This is a genomic window from Comamonas sp. BIGb0152, from assembly GCF_024809975.1.
GTDB lineage: Bacteria > Pseudomonadota > Gammaproteobacteria > Burkholderiales > Burkholderiaceae_C > Comamonas.
In genome coordinates, this window is record NZ_JANUDY010000010.1 from 45133 (window position 1) to 63599 (window position 18467).

At 60.9% G+C, this 18467-nt stretch carries 18 protein-coding genes; 12 read left to right on the top strand and 6 right to left on the bottom strand.

What is annotated here, in order from left to right; translation table 11 throughout:
• The first annotated feature begins 65 nt into the window (after window positions 1-65).
• Both M2375_RS18140 and M2375_RS18145 read left to right on the top strand, forming a co-directional pair.
• Window positions 66-1160 carry an enoyl-CoA hydratase/isomerase family protein gene (locus M2375_RS18140; protein ID WP_259169324.1) on the top strand — a complete coding sequence of 365 codons (1095 nt, stop codon included), beginning with the start codon at window positions 66-68 and terminating at the stop codon, window positions 1158-1160.
• Window positions 1161-1284: 124 nt separating this feature from the next.
• On the top strand, window positions 1285-3249 hold the full coding sequence (locus M2375_RS18145; protein ID WP_259169326.1) for an oleate hydratase: 1965 nt from the start codon (window positions 1285-1287) through the stop codon (window positions 3247-3249).
• 91 nt (window positions 3250-3340) lie between these two features.
• On the opposite strand, the gene M2375_RS18150 is transcribed toward M2375_RS18145, so the two are convergent.
• From M2375_RS18150 to smpB, 3 genes are all read right to left on the bottom strand, one after another.
• Entirely contained in the window at window positions 3341-3742 is a 402-nt protein-coding gene (locus M2375_RS18150) for an ATP-binding protein (protein ID WP_259169327.1), read from the bottom strand.
• A 127-nt stretch (window positions 3743-3869) separates the two neighbouring features.
• On the bottom strand, window positions 3870-4481 hold the full coding sequence (locus M2375_RS18155; protein ID WP_259169328.1) for a Pr6Pr family membrane protein: 612 nt from the start codon (window positions 4479-4481) through the stop codon (window positions 3870-3872).
• 86 nt (window positions 4482-4567) lie between these two features.
• Entirely contained in the window at window positions 4568-5041 is a 474-nt protein-coding gene (smpB, locus tag M2375_RS18160; RefSeq protein WP_259169329.1) for an SsrA-binding protein SmpB, read from the bottom strand.
• 142 nt (window positions 5042-5183) lie between these two features.
• On the opposite strand from smpB, the gene M2375_RS18165 reads away from it, so the two are divergent.
• Together M2375_RS18165 and M2375_RS18170 are read left to right on the top strand one after the other, a co-directional pair.
• On the top strand, window positions 5184-5624 hold the full coding sequence (locus M2375_RS18165) for a type II toxin-antitoxin system RatA family toxin (protein ID WP_259169331.1): 441 nt from the start codon (window positions 5184-5186) through the stop codon (window positions 5622-5624).
• Entirely contained in the window at window positions 5617-5985 is a 369-nt protein-coding gene (locus tag M2375_RS18170) for an RnfH family protein (protein ID WP_259169332.1), read from the top strand. The genes M2375_RS18165 and M2375_RS18170 overlap by 8 nt, the downstream gene beginning before the upstream one ends.
• Window positions 5986-6051: 66 nt before the next feature.
• On the opposite strand, the gene M2375_RS18175 is transcribed toward M2375_RS18170, so the two are convergent.
• The gene (locus tag M2375_RS18175; RefSeq protein ID WP_259169333.1) at window positions 6052-6630 is read right to left on the bottom strand and encodes a DUF4124 domain-containing protein; all 579 of its coding nucleotides are present in this window, start codon (window positions 6628-6630) and stop codon (window positions 6052-6054) included.
• A 143-nt stretch (window positions 6631-6773) separates the two neighbouring features.
• Between M2375_RS18175 and guaB the strand changes: the two genes are divergently transcribed.
• The 5 genes from guaB to guaA all read left to right on the top strand — a co-directional run bounded on the left by guaB (window position 6774) and on the right by guaA (window position 11593).
• Window positions 6774-8249 carry an IMP dehydrogenase gene (gene guaB, locus M2375_RS18180; protein ID WP_259169334.1) on the top strand — a complete coding sequence of 492 codons (1476 nt, stop codon included), beginning with the start codon at window positions 6774-6776 and terminating at the stop codon, window positions 8247-8249.
• Window positions 8250-8324: 75 nt separating this feature from the next.
• Window positions 8325-8783 carry a DIP1984 family protein gene (locus M2375_RS18185; RefSeq protein WP_259169336.1) on the top strand — a complete coding sequence of 153 codons (459 nt, stop codon included), beginning with the start codon at window positions 8325-8327 and terminating at the stop codon, window positions 8781-8783.
• A 442-nt stretch (window positions 8784-9225) separates the two neighbouring features.
• Window positions 9226-9486 carry a type II toxin-antitoxin system Phd/YefM family antitoxin gene (locus M2375_RS18190; RefSeq protein WP_259169337.1) on the top strand — a complete coding sequence of 87 codons (261 nt, stop codon included), beginning with the start codon at window positions 9226-9228 and terminating at the stop codon, window positions 9484-9486.
• The gene (locus tag M2375_RS18195; protein ID WP_259169338.1) at window positions 9483-9929 is read left to right on the top strand and encodes a type II toxin-antitoxin system VapC family toxin; all 447 of its coding nucleotides are present in this window, start codon (window positions 9483-9485) and stop codon (window positions 9927-9929) included. Before M2375_RS18190 ends, M2375_RS18195 begins: the two co-directional genes overlap by 4 nt.
• Window positions 9930-9976: 47 nt before the next feature.
• The gene (gene guaA / locus M2375_RS18200) at window positions 9977-11593 is read left to right on the top strand and encodes a glutamine-hydrolyzing GMP synthase (protein WP_259169339.1); all 1617 of its coding nucleotides are present in this window, start codon (window positions 9977-9979) and stop codon (window positions 11591-11593) included.
• Between the two features lie 160 nt (window positions 11594-11753).
• Here guaA and M2375_RS18205 read toward each other — a convergent pair whose 3' ends face one another.
• Complete coding sequence (locus M2375_RS18205) at window positions 11754-12755, bottom strand: putative Ig domain-containing protein (protein WP_259169340.1); 1002 nt, start codon at window positions 12753-12755, stop codon at window positions 11754-11756.
• Between the two features lie 187 nt (window positions 12756-12942).
• On the bottom strand, window positions 12943-13821 hold the full coding sequence (locus tag M2375_RS18210; RefSeq protein WP_259169341.1) for an AraC family transcriptional regulator: 879 nt from the start codon (window positions 13819-13821) through the stop codon (window positions 12943-12945).
• A gap of 97 nt (window positions 13822-13918) precedes the next feature.
• Here M2375_RS18210 and M2375_RS18215 point away from each other — a divergent pair, with 97 nt between their 5' ends.
• From M2375_RS18215 to M2375_RS22490, 3 genes are all read left to right on the top strand, one after another.
• Entirely contained in the window at window positions 13919-14446 is a 528-nt protein-coding gene (locus M2375_RS18215; protein WP_259169342.1) for a carboxymuconolactone decarboxylase family protein, read from the top strand.
• Between the two features lie 49 nt (window positions 14447-14495).
• Window positions 14496-14765, top strand: a complete 270-nt coding sequence (locus M2375_RS18220; protein ID WP_259169343.1) for a DUF2024 family protein — start codon at window positions 14496-14498, stop codon at window positions 14763-14765.
• Between the two features lie 813 nt (window positions 14766-15578).
• Window positions 15579-18467 (top strand): IPTL-CTERM sorting domain-containing protein, encoded by a 2889-nt coding sequence (locus M2375_RS22490; RefSeq protein ID WP_310473187.1) that lies wholly within the window; start codon window positions 15579-15581, stop codon window positions 18465-18467.

The window sequence follows — 18467 nt, forward strand, 5'->3', positions numbered from 1 at the left end:
CGCAGCCAGCGCCGTTTTTCGGCTATGGTGGCGGTTGTTTTTTAGAAGAACCAGGAGTCATTCTTATGTCGGTCTACACCGAAGATGTGCAAAGCGAAGTGCGCGGCCAAGTGGGCTTTATCACGCTCAATCGGCCCAAGGCGCTCAATGCCTTGTCGCTGGCAATGGTGCGCGAGCTGCGCGATGTGCTGCTGCGCTGGCAAAAGGATGCGCAGGTGCTGGCCGTCGCCATCCGGGGCAGCAACAAAGAGGGTGTGTTTGGCGCCTTTTGCGCTGGCGGCGACATCCGCTTTTTGCATGCGGCTGGCATGGCTGGCAACCCCGAGCTGGAGGATTTCTTCACCGAGGAATACGCGCTCAACCACCTGATCCACCATTTCGGCAAGCCCTATATCGCCTTCATGGACGGCATCGTGATGGGCGGCGGCATGGGCATTAGCCAGGGCGCAAGCCTGCGCATCGTCACCGAGCGCACCAAGATGGCCATGCCCGAGACCGCCATTGGCCTGTTCCCCGATGTGGGCGGCGGCTACTTTCTCTCGCGCTGCCCCGGCCATGTGGGGGAGTACCTCGGCCTCACCGGCCAGATGATTGGCGCAGCCGATGCGCTGGCCTACCAGCTGGCCGATGGCTACTTGGAGAGCGCGCAGCAGCAGGCGCTGTGGGAGGGGCTGGCCGATGGCAGTTTTGCCAACGGCCAGGCCGTCGAAGCCTTTGTGCGGTCGGGTTTGGCCAGCGCACCAGAGCGCGCAGCCAACCCCGATGCGGAGATTGCCCAGTACTTTGGCCTGGCCGATGTGCCGGCCATCATCGCCGCGCTGGAGGGTGGCAGCAGCGACTTTGCCCGGGCCACGGCCGAGACCCTGCGCAAGCGCTCGCCGCTGATGCTGTTTGTCGTGCTAGAGCAAATCCGCCGTGCACGCGGCCAGGGCCTGGCCGACGACCTGCGCATGGAGCGCGACCTGGTACGCCACTGCTTTTATCTGCGTCCCGATCGCAAGAGCGAAACGCTGGAAGGCATCCGCGCGCTGGCGGTGGACAAGGACCACCACCCGAAGTGGAGTCCCGCGCGCATCGAAGACGTGAACCTGCAGGAAGTGGCGCAGATGTTTGCCAGCCCCTGGCCGGTAGAGGCCCATCCGCTGCTGGCGTTGGACTGAGCCTGCTGCCAAGGCAAGCCGCTACGTGAATGCGTAGGCGCTTGCCGCCCATCAATAAGGGGGGGGGAGTGGGTGTGCTATACCTGAACGTCTGATCGTCAAGGTATCCATGAAAGGCAAGACCATGAAGCATGCAGACTCCCCGGCCTCCTCGGTTCGCGTTGAGGCGAATATCGGCGACGGCTTTTGGCGCAAGGGCCCCCAAGACAGCCTGCCACCACCGGACATGATGGGCGCCTACATGCGCAACCGGCCGGTGCTGGGCGCGCCAGTGCAGGGGCGCAAGGCCTGGATCATCGGCAGCGGCATTGCAGGGCTGGCAGCGGCTTTCTACATGATCCGCGATGGTGGTATGGCCGGCGAAGACATCACCATTTTGGACACCCTCGATGTGGCCGGCGGCTCGCTCGATGGCGCGGGCAATGCCGAGCAAGGCTATATCGTGCGCGGTGGCCGCGAGATGAACTGGAACTACGACAACTTCTGGGACCTGTTCCAGGATGTGCCAGCGCTGGAGCTGCCCGAGGGCTACAGCGTGCTCGATGAGTACCGCCACGTCAACGACAACGACCCCAACTGGTCCAAGGCCCGGCTGATGCACCAGCAGGGCAAGATTCGCGATTTCTCCACCTTGGGCTTAAGCAAGGCCCACCAGTGGGAGATCGTCAAGCTGCTGCTCAAGCGCAAGGAGGAGCTGGACGATGTGACGATCGAGGCCTACTTCAGCGAGAGCTTTTTGCAGACCAATTTCTGGTTCCTCTGGCGCTCGATGTTCGCCTTCGAGAACTGGCAAAGCCTGCTGGAGATGAAGCTGTACATGCACCGCTTCCTCGATGCCATTGATGGCTTGACGGACATGTCGGCGCTGGTGTTCCCCAAGTACAACCAGTACGACAGCTTTGTGGTGCCCCTGACGCGCATGCTCAAGGACAAGGGCGTCAAGGTGCAGTTCAACACCCGCGCTTACGACCTGGACATGCGCGAAGAAGCGGGCAGCCGCACGGTGACGGCCATCCGCTGCAAATCAGCAGGCCAGGATGTGCAGATTGCGCTGGGCCCGCATGATGTTGTGTTTGCGCTGACTGGCTCAATGACCGAGGGCACGGCCTATGGCGATCTGGACACGGCGCCGGTGCTGGCGCGTGGCAATGAGGAGCCGGGCGAGGACAGCGACTGGACCTTGTGGAAGCGCCTGGCGGCCAAGTCGCCAGTGTTTGGCAGGCCAGAGAAGTTCTATGGCGATGTGAAAGGCTCGATGTGGGAGTCGGCCACCTTGACCTGCAAAGCCTCGCCGCTGATCGACAAGCTCAAGGAGCTGTCTGTCAACGACCCGTACTCGGGCAAGACGGTGACGGGCGGCATCATCACCTTCACCGATTCGAACTGGGTGATGAGCTTTACCTGCAACCGCCAGCCGCACTTTCCTGACCAGCCCGGCGATGTGCTGGTGCTGTGGGTATATGCGTTGCTGATGGACAAAAAGGGCAACCATGTGCCCAAGACCATGCCCGAATGCACCGGCCGTGAGATTTTGGCTGAGCTGTGCTACCACCTGGGCATTGCCGACCAGATCGATGCCGTAGCCGCCAACACCAAGGTGCGCCTAGCCTTGATGCCTTACATCACCGCCCAGTTCATGCCCCGCGCCGCCGGCGACCGGCCCCATGTGGTGCCCGAGGGTTGCACCAATCTGGCCTTGGTCGGCCAGTTTGTCGAGACCAGCAACGACATCATCTTCACGATGGAAAGCTCGGTCCGCACCGCGCGCATTGGCGTCTACACCTTGCTGGGCCTGCCCAAGCAGGTGCCCGACATCAGCCCCACGCAGTACGACATCCGCAACATCATCAAGGGCGCGCGGGCGCTGAACGGCAACCAGCCTTTTGTTGGCGAGCGTTTGCTGCACCGGGTGCTGGGCAAGACCTATTTCGCCCACATTCTGCCGCCCCTGCCCGAGACGGAAGACACCCTGCGCGAGCGTGCTGAATCGGAGTTGGCCCAGTTGCTGGGCAAGGGCGGCCAGGCCTTGGCCAAGGCGTCTGCTTGGTTGGAGCGCTACAGTAGCGGCCTGCGCGACAAATCCAAATAAAAACAGCGCCTGGTGCGGCGCTGAAACGCAAAGAGGTGACCATTTGGCCACCTCTTGTTGTTGGAGGGAAAAGCTCGCTGGCCTTAGCCGATCAAGGCTTTGCCAGCTTCCAGACACCGCCGCCCATGCCATCGCCGCGCTTGTCGCCGGCCTGGCTGTCCTTGGCAAAGTAGTACAGCGGCCAGCCTTTGTAGGCCCATTGCTGGGTGTTGTCCGTGCGCTGCACGATGCTGAAATCGCCAATCGGCTTGGCGCCGGAGGCCACGGGCAGCGGGGGCCAATTGGTGGCGCATTGCTGGTAGCAGGCCGAAGCGCCGCTGCCAGCAGTGTCCTTGGTGAAGGTGTAGAGCGTGCGGCCATCCGGGCCTACGAGCACGCCATCTGCGGATCGCACGGGTGTGCTAGGTGCCGCTTCCTTATGGCTGGCGGTGCCACAGGCGGTCAAAAGAACCGCAGACAGCGGAATGGCCAGTACAGCAAGTTTGGAGAACATAGACGGCACCCAGGTTGGTTGGTAGTGCCATCAATATAGGTGTGGCGGCGGGGCTGGCATGTCGGACAGATGCCCATCCTGGGCGGCCTGGCCTGGCCAAGCCGCGGCCGACGGCCACCGCTGTGCTTCAGCGGCGCTGGTGGGGGCCCGGCTGCTTGGCGGCCAGCAGCAGCAGGCTGCCCACCAACACAAAGCCCAGTGCAATGGCTGCGGCATACAGCGCAACGCCCGCCGGCCCACCCACGTTGGCCGGGTTCAAGAAGGGGTAGGGGAACCAGCCCGTTTGCTGGCCGCGCAGCAAGCTGTAGACCAGATACAGCGCTGGCACCACCAATGCCTTGCTGAGGGCCTTGCGTGCCAGGGGCGAAGGCGGTGGGGCCAGCAGCCAATCAAGCACCACGGCTACAGGCATCAGGTAGTGCAGCACCGTGTTGATCCAGGACTGCATCAGGCCGACATCCAGGTCGCGGAGCAGCAAGGCAAACACCAGGCCGACAATGGCCATCTGGACGGCCGATGCATAGCGCAGCAGGCTCAACCAGGGGCGTTCGCTGTGGGTGGGGACGCAGGCGCTGACCAGCAGCACCAGCGCTGCGAACAGATTGGACAGCACCGTGAAGTAGCTGAAGAAATTGGCGAGACTGAAGCCGTTGGCGGCATGCAGGGCCAGCTGTTGGCCAATGGCTGCCAGCACCAGGACGGCTAGGCAAAGGCGTGCGAGCCGCAGCAATGTGTGCATGGCGGGGTCTCCAGTCAGGAATGAGCCGCCATCTTAGAGCCTGTGCATGCCTTTGCCCAGGCGCTGGCCCCAAGCTGCAACGGCCATCAGCGGTTGTGCACCTTCATCGCGCGCTCCACTTCGCGCTTGCCTTCGCGGTCCTTGATCACGTCGCGCTTGTCATGCTCGGCCTTGCCCTTGGCCAGCGCAATATCGCATTTGGCCAAGCCATTTTTCCAGTGCAGGTTGATGGGAACCAGGGTGTAGCCCTTTTGCTCGACCTTGCCGATCAGGCGCTTGATCTCGTCCTTTTTCATCAAGAGCTTCTTGATGCGCGCAGCATCAGGGCTGACATGGGTGGAGGCGGTCTTGAGCGGGTTGATCTGGCAGCCCATCAAATAGAGCTCACCGTTCTTGACCAGCACATAGCCATCGGTCAGCTGCACCTTGCCTTCGCGCAGCGCCTTCACCTCCCAGCCGTGCAGTACCATGCCGGCCTCAAAGCGTTCCTCAAAGAAATAGTTGAATGCAGCCTTCTTGTTATCGGCTATGCGGCTGTTGGTGTTGTTCGTCTTCGACATAATTGCAATATTAGGGGCAAAACGGCTTTCCCAAGCCCTTAGGGCTGCTGGATGCAGCGCTTTTTGTTCTGGTCTATGATTTTATGAATGTTTCGGGCCGCCGCCTTCCTTTGCGTTCCTTGCGGCCCTTTTCCCTGTCTGCATGAAAACTGTCAACAAGTCCGTCCTGATCTGGTACAGCCCCCAGGAGATGTTCGATCTCGTGGCCGATGTGCCGCGCTACCCAGATTTTCTGCCCTGGTGCGACCATGCGCGCGTGCTGGAGCCGCATGCCGATGGCGTGACCGCCGAGGTGGGTATTGCGTTGGCCGGCATCAAAAAGTCATTCGTCACCCGCAACACCTATGACCCGGGCAAGCGCCTGCAGATGGCCTTGGTCAAAGGGCCATTCTCGCAGTTGCAAGGGGATTGGCGCTTTGAGCCGGTGGGCGATGGCAGCCAGCGCGCCTGCAAGGTGTCGCTGAGCCTGAGCTATGGTTTTGACAGCATGGCGCTGGCCGCTGTGGTGGGCCCCATTTTTGACAAGATCGCCGCCACGATGATGGATGCCTTTATCCAGCGGGCCGAGAAGATCTATGGCTGATGCAGCGCCTGCAGTCGAGCCTGCCGCCGAGCTGATACAGATCGAGGTGGTATGGGCCCAGAACGGCCAGCCCCAAACGCTGCAGCTGCAGCTGCCAGCCGGTGCGAGCCTGGCCCAGGCCCTGGCCGCTGCCAGCGCGCAAACCGGCCAGGTGTTTGAGGGTGCGCAGGATGCGGGTGTCTGGGGGCGGATACGACCGCGCAGCCAGCTGCTTGCCGATGGCGACCGCGTGGAGCTGTACCAGCCGCTCAAGGTCGACCCGAAAAAAGCGCGGCGCGAACGCTTTGCCAAGCAGGGTGCCCGTGGCACCGGCCTGTTTGCCAGGCGCAGGCCGCAGTCCAAAGCCGGCTACGGCGCCTGATCGGCGGCATCGCAGCATGAAAAAAGCCAAGCAGATGCTTGGCTTTTTGGCGTGTGGCACCTGCGATCAGCAGTTGTTGAAGATCACCTCATCGGTGCGCTTGATCTCGGCAGCGCGCTGCTCGGCATTCTGGAACACCATCTCACCCTTTTCATTCGGTGCGCGCACGGCCTTGCCGGTGTCGTACATCGATTTGGCTTGCTGCGCGCGTTTGCAGTTGTCGGCCTTGGCTGCTGCTTGTTTGGCTTTTTCAGCGGCTTCGGCATCGGCCTTGGTTTTGGCGTCTGCCGCCTTCTTGGCTTCCAGCTCTCTGTCTTTGCCGGTGGGGGCCTTGGCAGCGGGTGCGCCGCTAGCAGGGGCGGGTGCAGCAGCTTGGCCAGGGGTTGCTGCGCCATCGCCAGCATCGCCATCCTGCGGGGCAGGCGCTGCATCGCGCAGAGCGGGGCCGGTGCCCGAGGATTGCACGCCCTTGAGCGAGCCATAGCCCTTGGGGCGTTTGATGATATTTTTCTCCGGCACTTCCAATCCCGGCGGGCGGTCGCTGAAGACCTTGCGGCCATCTTTGTCGACCCACTGCCATTGGGCCAACGCCGGCGCGCCAATGCCCATGGCGACCGAGAGAAGGAGGAGCTTGATGAGTTTCATAGAAAGCGAGTGTAGCTTGCCGATAGCATCTGCAGACGAAGTTGTTGGTTGGCGATAACAGCCCAAGGCCCAAGGTCTGTAATACAGGTGCCCTGCAAGCTGTTTACAAAAGACGGTAGAATCTTTCTTTTGGAGCTTTCACAATGCGCCTGATCGGAAAAGCGCTCACCTTCGACGATGTGTTGTTGGTACCCGCATACTCCCAAGTCCTGCCCAAGGACGTCTCTCTCGCCACCCAATTCTCCCGCAATATCCGCCTGAACCTGCCCCTGGTGTCTGCCGCCATGGACACGGTAACTGAAGCCAGGCTGGCCATTGCTATTGCCCAAGAGGGCGGTATTGGTGTGATCCACAAGAACATGACTGCCGAGCAGCAAGCTGCCGAGGTCTCCAAGGTCAAGCGCCATGAGTCGGGCGTTGTGCACGACCCGGTGGTGATCACGCCGGATCACACGGTGCTGCAGATCATGCAGCTGTCCGAAGAGCGGGGCATCTCTGGCTTCCCGGTCTGCGACGGCGGCAAAGTGGTGGGCATTGTGACCAGCCGCGATCTGCGCTTCGAGACCCGCTACGACGTCAAGGCGCGCGACATCATGACGCCGCGCGACAAGCTGGTGACCGTCAATGAAAAAGACGACACCACGCCTGCCGCAGCCAAGGCTTTGCTCAACAAGCACAAGCTTGAACGCATTCTGGTGGTGAACGATGCCTTTGAACTCAAGGGTCTGATCACCGTCAAGGACATCACCAAGCAAACGACCTTCCCCAATGCTGCACGCGACCGCGCTGGCCGTCTGCGCGTGGCTGCGGCCGTGGGCGTGGGCGCTGGTACCGAAGAGCGTGTGGACCTGCTGGTCAAGGCCGGCGTGGACGCGCTGGTGGTGGACACCGCCCACGGCCACAGCCGTGGCGTGATCGAGCGCGTGCGCTGGGTCAAGCAAAACTACCCGCAAGTCGATGTGATCGGCGGCAATATCGCCACCGGTGCAGCCGCACTGGCGCTGGTTGAGGCGGGTGCGGATGCGGTCAAGGTCGGTATCGGCCCGGGCTCCATCTGTACCACCCGTATCGTGGCCGGTGTGGGCGTGCCCCAGATCATGGCTGTGGACAGCGTGGCCCAGGCCCTGCAAGGCACGGGCGTGCCTTTGATTGCCGACGGCGGTATCCGCTTCTCGGGCGATATCTCCAAGGCCCTGGCCGCTGGCGCATCCACCATCATGATGGGCGGCATGTTTGCCGGTACCGAAGAAGCGCCTGGCGAAGTGATTCTGTACCAAGGCCGCTCCTACAAAAGCTACCGCGGCATGGGCTCGATCGGCGCGATGCAGCAAGGCTCGGCCGACCGCTACTTCCAGGAGTCGAGCACCGGCAATCCCAATGCGGACAAGCTGGTGCCCGAAGGCATTGAAGGCCGCGTGCCCTACAAGGGCTCGATGGTCGCCATCGTCTTCCAAATGGCAGGCGGCGTGCGTGCATCCATGGGCTACTGCGGTTGCGCATCGATTGCCGAGATGAACGAGAAGGCCGAGTTTGTGGAAATTACCGCAGCCGGTATCCGTGAATCGCACGTGCATGATGTGCAGATCACCAAGGAAGCGCCGAACTACCGCGCTGACTGATGGTCTTGAAAATGGCTGCCGCTGGCAGCCATTTTTTCGATATCCGTACCCCGCAGCCATAGCGAAGGAATGCCGATGAAGCTTGCAGAAGCCCTGTTGCTCAGAGCCGACCACAAGAAAAAGCTGCTGTCCCTGCGTGAGCGCATTGCGCGCAATGCCATCGTGCAAGAGGGAGAAGAGCCCAAGGAGCGGGTTGAAGACCTGCTGGCCGAGGCCAATGCCACCTTGCTCGCGCAGCAGCAGCTGGTGCGCAGCATCAACACCGCCAATGAAACGGCCCGGTTGGCCGATGGCCGCCTGTTAGCCGATATTTTGGCCGAACGCGATACCCTCGTCGCCCAGCATTCGCTGCTGGTCGCCACCATCGCGGCCACCCACAAGGATGTGGACCGCTACAGCCAACGCGAGATCAAATGGCTGCCGCAGATCAATGTGGCCAGCTTGCAAAAGCAGGCCGATGACCTCTCGCGCCGCATCCGCGAGACCAATGTGGTGCTGCAATCGGCCAATTGGCAGATCGATGTGGCGGCATAGCCGTTCACTGACCCAGCAAGGGATCGCTATCTAGTTTTTGGAGCGCCACGGGCGAGTGCAAAGACCCCGGCTGGGAGCCAGGGGGTTGAAAATATTCTGGGTCCCATCGTTGCGCAGAGGGCAGCGCAAAACGTGTTCACGCACGGCTTACCCATCAGCCCGGAACCACGCACCCTGCACCTTTGACAGCGTATACCTCACTACCTTGCACTGACGCGGCGCTCCTCCTTTCGAGGCGAGAACACAACCCTTGATGCGTTGTTGCTTGCCTTGTCGTACTTCAGTACTGCCTGCGGCTGTGCGCCTAGCCTCAACCGCAAACCTTTGGTTTGCTGGGCTGTGTTCTCACCTCTTGTTCCCAGCTATTGGCATAAAACTGGTCTGAATGATAGAATCTGGTCTGAATTGATGTTCAGGCCAGATTTTTTTGTCACCCACTTCCATGCACAGCGTCGGTATCTACGAAGCCAAAACCCGTTTTTCTGCCCTGGTCGAGCTGGTCGAGCAGGGCGAAGAAGTGCGCATCACGCGCCACGGCAAAGAGGTGGTGCGCATGCTGCCGATGCGGCGCAAGCCAGTGATCACCGATGAGCAGATCGCCCGCGAGCTGGCGCAGATGGCGGCTTTGCAAGCCAGCATTGCGCCAGCGCCGCAAGCGGATTCGGTCGCAACACTGCGCCGCCGTGGCAGGAGCGCTGCATGAGCGCCGCCTTTAGCGCCTTTGTGCTCGACGCCTCGGTCACCGCCGCCTGGCTGCTGCCCGAAGCGGCCAGCGCCCACACCCAGCGCCTCTACGCCCGCATTCGCCGCCATGAGGTCGACCCGCAAGCCCCCAACCTCTGGCTGTGGGAGTGCAGCAACCTGATTGCCACCGGTGCCAACAGCAGCCGCATCCCGCTGGGCAGTGTCGAAGGCCTATGGGGCGTGCTCGATGCGATACGCCACCGGGTAGAGCTGCATGAGCTGGCGCCCGCCCAGCACAAGGCCGTGCTGGATGTGGCGCTGACCACCGGCTTGCCTGTGTACGATGCCGCCTATCTGTGGCTGGCGCAGTCGCTGCGCTTGCCCCTGGCCAGTTTTGATGCCGCGCAAGTGGCAGCAGCCCGCCAATGCGGTATCCCCGTGCTGGCGGCCGAAGATTTTTGACCCCTTCACCCCCCGTTTTTCCTCCATCCAAACCCAACGATCCTGCTATGCAACACGACAAGATCCTCATCCTTGACTTCGGCTCCCAAGTCACCCAACTGATCGCCCGCCGCGTGCGCGAAGCCCATGTCTACTGCGAAGTGCATCCCTGCGATGTGAGCAGCGACTGGGTGCGCGAGTTTGCCGCTGACGGCAAGCTCAAGGGCGTGATCCTGTCTGGCAGCCATGCCAGCGTGTACGAGGTGGATGACCGTGCCCCCGACGCCGTGTTTGAGCTGGGCATCCCCGTGCTGGGCATCTGCTACGGCATGCAGACCATGGCCACCCAGCTGGGCGGCAAGGTCGAAGGCTCCAACAGCCGTGAGTTTGGCTACGCCGAAGTGCGCGCCCATGGCCACACCGAACTGCTCAAGGGCATCGAAGACTTCGTCACCCCCGAAGGCCACGGCATGCTCAAGGTCTGGATGAGCCACGGCGACAAGGTCACCGCGCTGCCGCCAGGCTTCAAGGTCATGGCCTCGACGCCATCCTGCCCCATCGCCGGCATGGCTGATGAGGCACGCCGCTACTACGCCGTGCAGTTCCACCCCGAGGTGACGCACACGGTGCAAGGCCAGGCCTTGCTCAACCGCTTTGTGCTTGACATCTGCGGCACAAACGCTGATTGGATCATGGGCGACTACATCGAAGAAGCCGTTGCCAAGATCCGCGAGCAAGTCGGTGAAGAAGAGGTGATTCTGGGTCTGTCCGGCGGTGTGGATTCGTCTGTGGCTGCTGCGCTGATCCACCGCGCCATTGGCGACCAGCTGACCTGCGTGTTTGTGGACCACGGCCTGCTGCGCCTCAACGAAGGCGACATGGTCATGGAGATGTTCGAAGGCAAGCTGCACGCCAAGGTCATCCGCGTGGATGCCGCCGACCTGTTCCTCGGCAAACTCGCTGGCGTGAACGAGCCAGAAGCCAAGCGCAAGATCATCGGTGGCCTGTTTGTGGATGTGTTCAAGGCCGAGGCCTCCAAGCTCAAGGCTGCAAACGCCGGCTCCAAGGGAGCCACCTTCCTGGCCCAAGGCACGATTTACCCCGACGTGATCGAGTCCGGCGGTGCTAAGTCTAAGAAGGCCGTGGTCATCAAGAGCCACCACAACGTGGGCGGTCTGCCAGAGCAACTGGGCTTGAAGCTGCTCGAACCCCTGCGCGACCTGTTCAAGGACGAAGTGCGCGAGCTGGGCGTGGCCCTGGGCCTGCCGCGTGGCATGGTCTACCGCCACCCCTTCCCCGGTCCAGGCCTGGGTGTGCGCATCCTGGGTGAAGTGAAAAAGGAATACGCCGACCTGCTGCGCCGCGCCGACGCCATCTTCATCGAAGAGCTGAACAACTGGGTGGACGACGCCACTGGTAAGAGCTGGTACGACCTGACCAGCCAGGCTTTCACCGTCTTCCTGCCCGTCAAGAGCGTGGGCGTCATGGGCGATGGCCGCACCTACGACTACGTCGTGGCGCTGCGCGCGGTGCAGACCAGCGACTTTATGACGGCCGACTGGGCTGAGCTGCCTTATGGTTTGCTCAAGCGGGTGTCGAACCGGATCATCAATGAAGTGCGCGGGATCAATCGCGTTACTTATGATGTGTCTAGCAAGCCGCCTGCGACGATTGAGTGGGAATGAGCTGGCTGTAGAAAATAGCCAGAACTAGCTGGAAGGCATTCCATTCTGAGCCCGCTGCAATAGCGGGCTTTTTTGCGTCCGTCAGGCATATCCTTCCGCCGTCCAGCAACAGATCCAAGACAGGATTGGCGAGAACATCTGCTAGCCCATGGAGAGGCGATCAACTTGGGCGCCGACGCTTCCAGCCGAGGAGCGCAACCATAGCTGAAAGAACGAAGGTAGCCCAGGTTCCGAGTGATGGAACTGGCTTGGGTGCTGCCGGTGCCTGCGCGGCGGTGACTTCTATCGTGAATGACTTGGTATCGCTGAGCGCAGTGGGACTGCTGGAATCGCTGGCAGAGATCTCCACCGTGAAAGTGCCGCTCTCGGTGGGCTTGCCGGATATGACGCCTGTCACTGGGTCAAGAACCAGTCCAGCCGGAAGGTTGCTTGCGCTCCAAGTCAAAGGAGCGAGTCCACCAGTTGCCTCTACCGTAAATGGAGCATAGTCTTTGCCCTGCATTCCTGGTGGCAGACTTGCCGTAGCGATAGAAACCGGCGGAATTACCTGGGCTGCAGTGCCGGCAGTCAAATCATCAAAGCCAAAGAAATCGTCTGCGTTACTATTGTTAAATACAACAGAGACAAATGGGTTTTCTGTATCTATGAGGCCATAATAAAATACTGAGCCATCTGCGGCAGGATTGCGGTGGGGGACGGAAACTGTGCTGGATGTGCCATCTGAATAGGTGATGCTCAATTGTCCACCGAAATCAGATATATCTGTCGCATAGAATCCAAATGCCGTCTGCGGTAACGAGAAGCTGATAGTGAAGTTGGTATTGGTTTCTATGTAGTTCGAGCCAGACGTAGCAAATCTGCCCGCTCCTGAAGTGCTGTTGATCGATGCTGACCCAGAGAGGGTAGCGGTTCCGGATGCGCCCATGTTCACTGAAAACGGTGCAGTTGTACCTGTACCGATCGAGTCAAAATTCTCGGTATTTGCTCCATTCAGTCGTGCAACAAATGCATCACGTGCTGCATCGGACTGGGGGCGGGATGCGACGGAGGATCCATTAACAGCATCTTCTCCAAAAAATGTCTCTACTGCGGCATTGGTCAAACCTGATGAAATCAATCCAGCTGAGAGAATGCCGACCCTTAAAACATTAACAAAATGCATTGCATAGCCTCTTGTGCAAAAGCTGACATTTGATACAAGAGCCTTTTTGATCGCAATCCCCAAAACTAGTGATTTTATGGAGGGAGCTCGATGAGCAAAGCATTCAAGGGGAGATGTCGAGACTTCGTAACGCCAATAAATTGCTGGGTTTTGTTTGGAATGGCAATGAGATCCGGCCGTGTGCGAGTTAGGAGGGGGCGTTGTCTTGCGCCACCTTCGCCAACCACTCCCTCGGCGACACCCCCACCTTCCCCGTAAACGCCCGCGATAGCGCAGACGGATTCGCATACCCCAATTCCTCGGCCAGCACCTTGATCGAGCGCCTCTCGCGCAACCCGCTTTGCGCCAGTGCCACGCGCCAGCCCGTCAAATAGTCCGCCGGGGTTTGGCCCACCAGATCGCGGAAGGTGTTGGCGAAGGCTGTGCGGGACATGCCCGCCTGTTCGGCCATGCGCTCTAGGGTCCATGCGTCGCCCGGCGCATCGTGCATGGCCACCAGTGCGCGCGCCAAGCGCGCATCGGACATGCCATTGACGAGGCCCGGGTGTACACCTGCTTCATGGGGGTGATCCAGCAGCCAGCGCAGCAACTGGATCACCACCACCTCGAACAGCCTGTTGACCAGCAGCCGATGGCCACAGTGCAGGTGATCGGTTTCGGACAGCAGCAGCTGCAAGGCCATATCCATGCCCGGCACCTGCGCTAGCGGCAAGGCCACTAACGGCGGCAGTGAGCGGGCCAAGGGGTTGCTGGCACCCCCTTCGAAAACCAGGCGCGCGCAACTGAGGTCTGCCCCTTCAACGGGTGGGTTGTGGAAGCGGTGGGTGAACGGCGTAGGGTAGAGCAGCACGGTGGGCTGATCAAAGCGCAGCGTTTGCGGTACATCGCGGGCGCCCGGGTGGCTCACTTCCAGCGCACCACGGCGCAGCACATGCAGGTAGCCAAAGCCTTCGCCCGCATCAAAGTGGGTCAGGCCGCACAGGGCGCCGGAGTGGTGAAGTTGCGCCTTCACACGAAAGCGCTCCAGGATGCCGGAGAGGCGGTCTAGGGGTGCAGGGGATTGCATCTGTACGAATTGGTTGTATTTGTGAATTAATTAATCCAAATTATACAATTTGGCCGCGCATACTGGCTCTGTGTTCCAACCCCTTCAGGAGTTCTTTATGTCCCGCGTTTCTACCGACAACACCCCCGCTGCCAGCCAAGCCGTGCTGGCCCAGATCCAGAACGCCTTTGGCGCCACGCCGAATATGTTCAAGGTGGTGGCTAACTCTCCTGCCGCCTTGCAAAGCATGTGGGCCGCCTTTGGTGCCTTGGGCAAAGGCAGCCTGGGCACCAGGCTCGGCGAGCAGATCGCGGTGGCCATTGCCAACTACAACCGCTGTGAATACTGCTTGGCCGCGCACACGGTGCTGGGCCAAAAGGCGGGTGCCAGCTTGGCCGACATGTCTGCCGCCCAAATCGGCCAATCCGCTGATGCCAAAACTGCTGCCGCCTTGGCCTTTGCCTTGAAGGTTGTGGCGCAACGTGCACAGATCAGCGAGGCCGACGTTGCAGCCCTGCGCAACGCTGGTTTTGGTGACGAACAGGTTGTGGAAATCATTGCGCATGTGGCCTTGAACCTGTTTACCAACTACATCAATGTTGCCTTGGATGTGCCGGTGGACTTTCCGAAGGTTGCCCTGAAGTAACCCCGCATATGTGCTGGCCACGGGCACATGGCTGCCAAGGAACTGCTCAATGAAAATCGCTGTTTTTGATACCTATGTGCTGCGGCCCGATGGTCGGCGGATGCATTTCGATATCCTTGTCCGGGACCAGAGCCCGGATAAGGATGTGGATGCCGTGCTTGCGCATGGCCGCCGCTATCTGGCGGCCAAACAGCTGCCGGCTGACTCCTTGACCGCGCAGGAATGCCGCTTCTGCCATGTCGAATCGGCGTCGCCATCGGTGGAGGAGGAGATGGCGCGCACAGGCTTTGCCATTATCGAACTGCAGAACTGTGATTGATCTGCTGGCAGGTTCCCAGGCACCAGACAAGGCATAGGCGCGCGCACTGGAACCCTGTCGAAAACGTCCACCCGGCATGGCCCACATGGCGCTGAAGACAGGCCGAATCCGCCGATGACTTTTGCGGCCATCTGTCTCGTCTGGTGCAAGCCGAGAGGACTTGTTGGTGGCGCTGTCTGACCACCACGACATGGCTCTTGCGGATAGGGCTTCGGTCGTGCGGGTGGGCAGGAGATTTCTTGGACCCCGTGCAAGCTCGGACGGCTATGGCTGGCCCGCGATTGCCGCGGGGCGCAGCGCCAGAGTTAGGCGCATAACGCAAGCGCCTAAGTCCATCCCGTCGGTGTGCGGGATTTTTTTCGCCCGCTCAGATGGCATCGATGTGAAGCGGGGCGATACGACGCCATCGGAAAGGGGTGGGCTGTAGTGAGTGACATGGGCGCGGCCTAAGTCCAAGCATGGGGTAGCAGTGAATGAGTTATTAATTAAATCTTTATTCTTATCAATAGCTTTTTTGCTTGGTCCCGGGTTTTGGACGCTGAATTTGGCATCTGAAATACATGCTTGTGGATCAGAAAATCACTATTTTTGGGGATGGCGTAAATAGTGATTACACACTAAAGTACGCGCACGTGTATTTGCAACAAAATGATGCGGGCGCAACATTTTGCGATGCACTTTATCAACCGCAACCCCTCTATGCGCACACCCAGCCTCTTACGCTTCGCATCTGCAGCAAAACGCAGTGCCTCCCCTGCCTCTTCAGAAGGTCGGAAACGGCCTGGTCTGTGGCTGCTCGGCCTTGTAGCCATGATGGGTGCCAGTTCAGCCCAGGCGCAAAGCTGTGCCGTAGGCGAGACGCCTGCGGCCTTCGGATTCACGGGCGGGGAGCAGACCGTCACGGTGCCTGCCGGTGTTTTTAGCCTCACGGCCTACCTCAGCGGAGCGCAAGGCGGCCCAGGCCGCAGCGGAGCGGGCAGCATTGGAGGCAGCCCTAACTCGCCTGGCGGCAGTGGCGGACTTGGCGGACGTGTGCGAGGTACTCTTGCAGTTACTCCCGGTTCCACCTTGTCCGTCTGGGTGGGTGGGCAGGCGTCGCAGGCCGTCAACCCTGGCGGTGTGGGGCAAGGCGTCGACGGAATTGGCGGTGGAGCGACAGACCTTCGCGTTAGTGGCAATGCCATCGGAAACCGGGTTGCCATTGCTGGCGGCGGTGGTGGTGGTGGCAATGCGGGCTGGAGCACCGCCAATGTCATTGCCGGTGGCAGCGGCGGTGTGGGTGGAGGTGGAACAGGCGGCGCAGGTGCCACGGTACCTGGTGGCGCAGGCCCCTTTGGTGGCGGGGGCGGCGCGGTAGGTACCGGCGGTGCGGCTGGTGCCGGATGCGGATCATTCCCTGCGACGCAAGGCAACGCCGCGAACGGCGATGGCGGCGACGCGTTCAACTTCTCTGGTTCTTTCGTCGGTTCCGGTTTTGGTGGCGGTGGTGGTGGCGGTGCCACTATCGGCGCAGGCGGCGGTGGTGCTGGCGTAGGTACTACGAGTTGCCAGCAAAACTGGAATGGCGGCGGCGGGGGCGGGGCGGGTGGCTCCTCCGGGGCCACGGGTTTGACGGCTGTCACCATCAACAATGGGGTTCAGGCCGGAAACGGGGCGGCGCTTCTTTGTTTTGCACCAAGTACATTCTCTGTAGGCGGCACAGCTACGGGGCAGACTGGCAATGTTTCATTGCAGCTCAATGCAAGCAACCCCGCCAGCACCCAGAGCTTCGTGGTGCCTCAAGCCGCTAGCAACTACAACTTTGGCACGCAATTGCCACAAGGTGCCAACTGGAGTATCAGCGTCTTAAGTGCGCCTGCAGGGCAACTGTGTAGCGTGGCCTCTGCATCCGGTACTGCCATTAACAGCAATGTGGCCAATGCCAATCTGAGCTGTGTGACCGTAGCCGTCGGCGTCAATCCGGCAAGCTTGCCCAACGGCGCGTTGAATAGCCCATACTCGCAGACCTTGACGGCAACGAGCGCCAATGGTGGCACTGGCCCTTACAGCTTCTCGGTATCGGCAGGTGCAATGCCAGCTGGACTGACGCTTTCCTCTGCAGGCGCGCTGTCCGGTGCGCCAACGGCGGCAGGTTCGTTTAATTTCACTGCGCAAGCGACTTCCAACAATGGCTTTATTGGCGCGCGTTCTTATACGCTCACCATCGCCCAAGGCAGTCAAGCTATCAGCGGCTTTGCTGCAACTCCCAGTAGCCCTGTCTATGCTCCAGGCGGCACGTTCACCGTCAGTGCGTCTGGCGGCGCTTCTGGTAACCCCGTGGTGTTCAGCTCGACTGCGCCCGGTGTTTGTACCGTCGCTGGCAGCACCGTGACTATGGCGGCCAGCGGCGTTTGCGCGCTGCAAGCCAACCAGGCGGGCAATGCCAACTACAGTGCAGCCAGTCAGGCCGCATTGAGCGTCACTATCGGCAAAGCCGCACAAACCATTACTGCCTTTTATGCGACGCCTGCCAGCCCGGTGTATAGCACCGGTGGTTCGTTCTCGGTGGCGGCCAGTGGCGGCGCCTCCGGTCTGCCGGTGGTCTTCAGCGTGGCTGCATCCAGCAGTGCGGTGTGTTCCATCAGTGGCAATACCGTCTCCATCTTAGGCAGCGGCGTCTGTGCCCTGCTTGCAAACCAGGCTGGCAATGCCAACTACAACGCTGCCACTGAGGCGACTTTGAATGTCACCATCGCCAAGGCCGCACAAATGATTTCCGCGATAGATGTGACACCCGCCACCCCTGCCTACAGCGAGAACGGTAGCTTCACGGTGGCGGCTACCGGCGGTGCCTCGGGTCTGCCTGTGACCTTCAGCGTTGCACCGTCCAGTGCAGCGGTCTGCACTTCGGGCGGAGCCAATGGCTCGGTTATCACCATGGTGGCTGCGGGGGTCTGCACGGTTCAAGCCGGCCAAGCGGGCAATGACAACTACCAGGCAGCGCCACAGACGCAGCGGGATGTGACTATCGGCAAAGGTACGCAGGTGATTAGCTTTACCTCCAGCATCCCTGCGACGCCCAAGGTCGGTGGTTCCTACACGGCGGCAGCCACTGGTGGTCAATCCGGCAATGCGGTGACTTTCGCGGTCGATGCTGCAAGTGCTGCTGTCTGCAGCGCGACTGCGGGCGTGGTGGCGTTCAACGGCGTGGGCAGCTGTGTGATCAATGCCAACCAGTTGGGCAATGCCAACTTTGATGCGGCTGAGCAGGTGCAGCAGACTATTGTGGTCGGCCAAGGAGGCTCGTCGATCACCATCTCGTCCAGCCTCAATCCTTCGCAGCCTGGTCAGAACGTGACCTTTGGCGTTGCGGTGGCTTTTGATGCGGCCAAGCGTGCTGCACTGCAGACCAAGGCGGCGCCTGTGCCAACGGGCAGCATGGAGGTGTTTGACGGCGCCACCTCGCTGGGGGTTGCCCCCTTGGTGGATGGCGCAGCCAGCCTGACCACGAACAAGCTGTATGCGTTGGGAGCGCACGAGATAGTGGTTCGCTACAGCGGCGATGCCAATTACCCTGCCGAAGACAGCCAGGTCTTTGTGCAGACGATCGTAGCGCCCACACCGGTGCCTACCTTTAGCGAATGGGGCATCCTGCTGGCCTCCGGCTTGCTGGCTGCGTTGGGCATGTTGGGTGTGGCACGCATGGGCCGCCGCCGGGTGTAA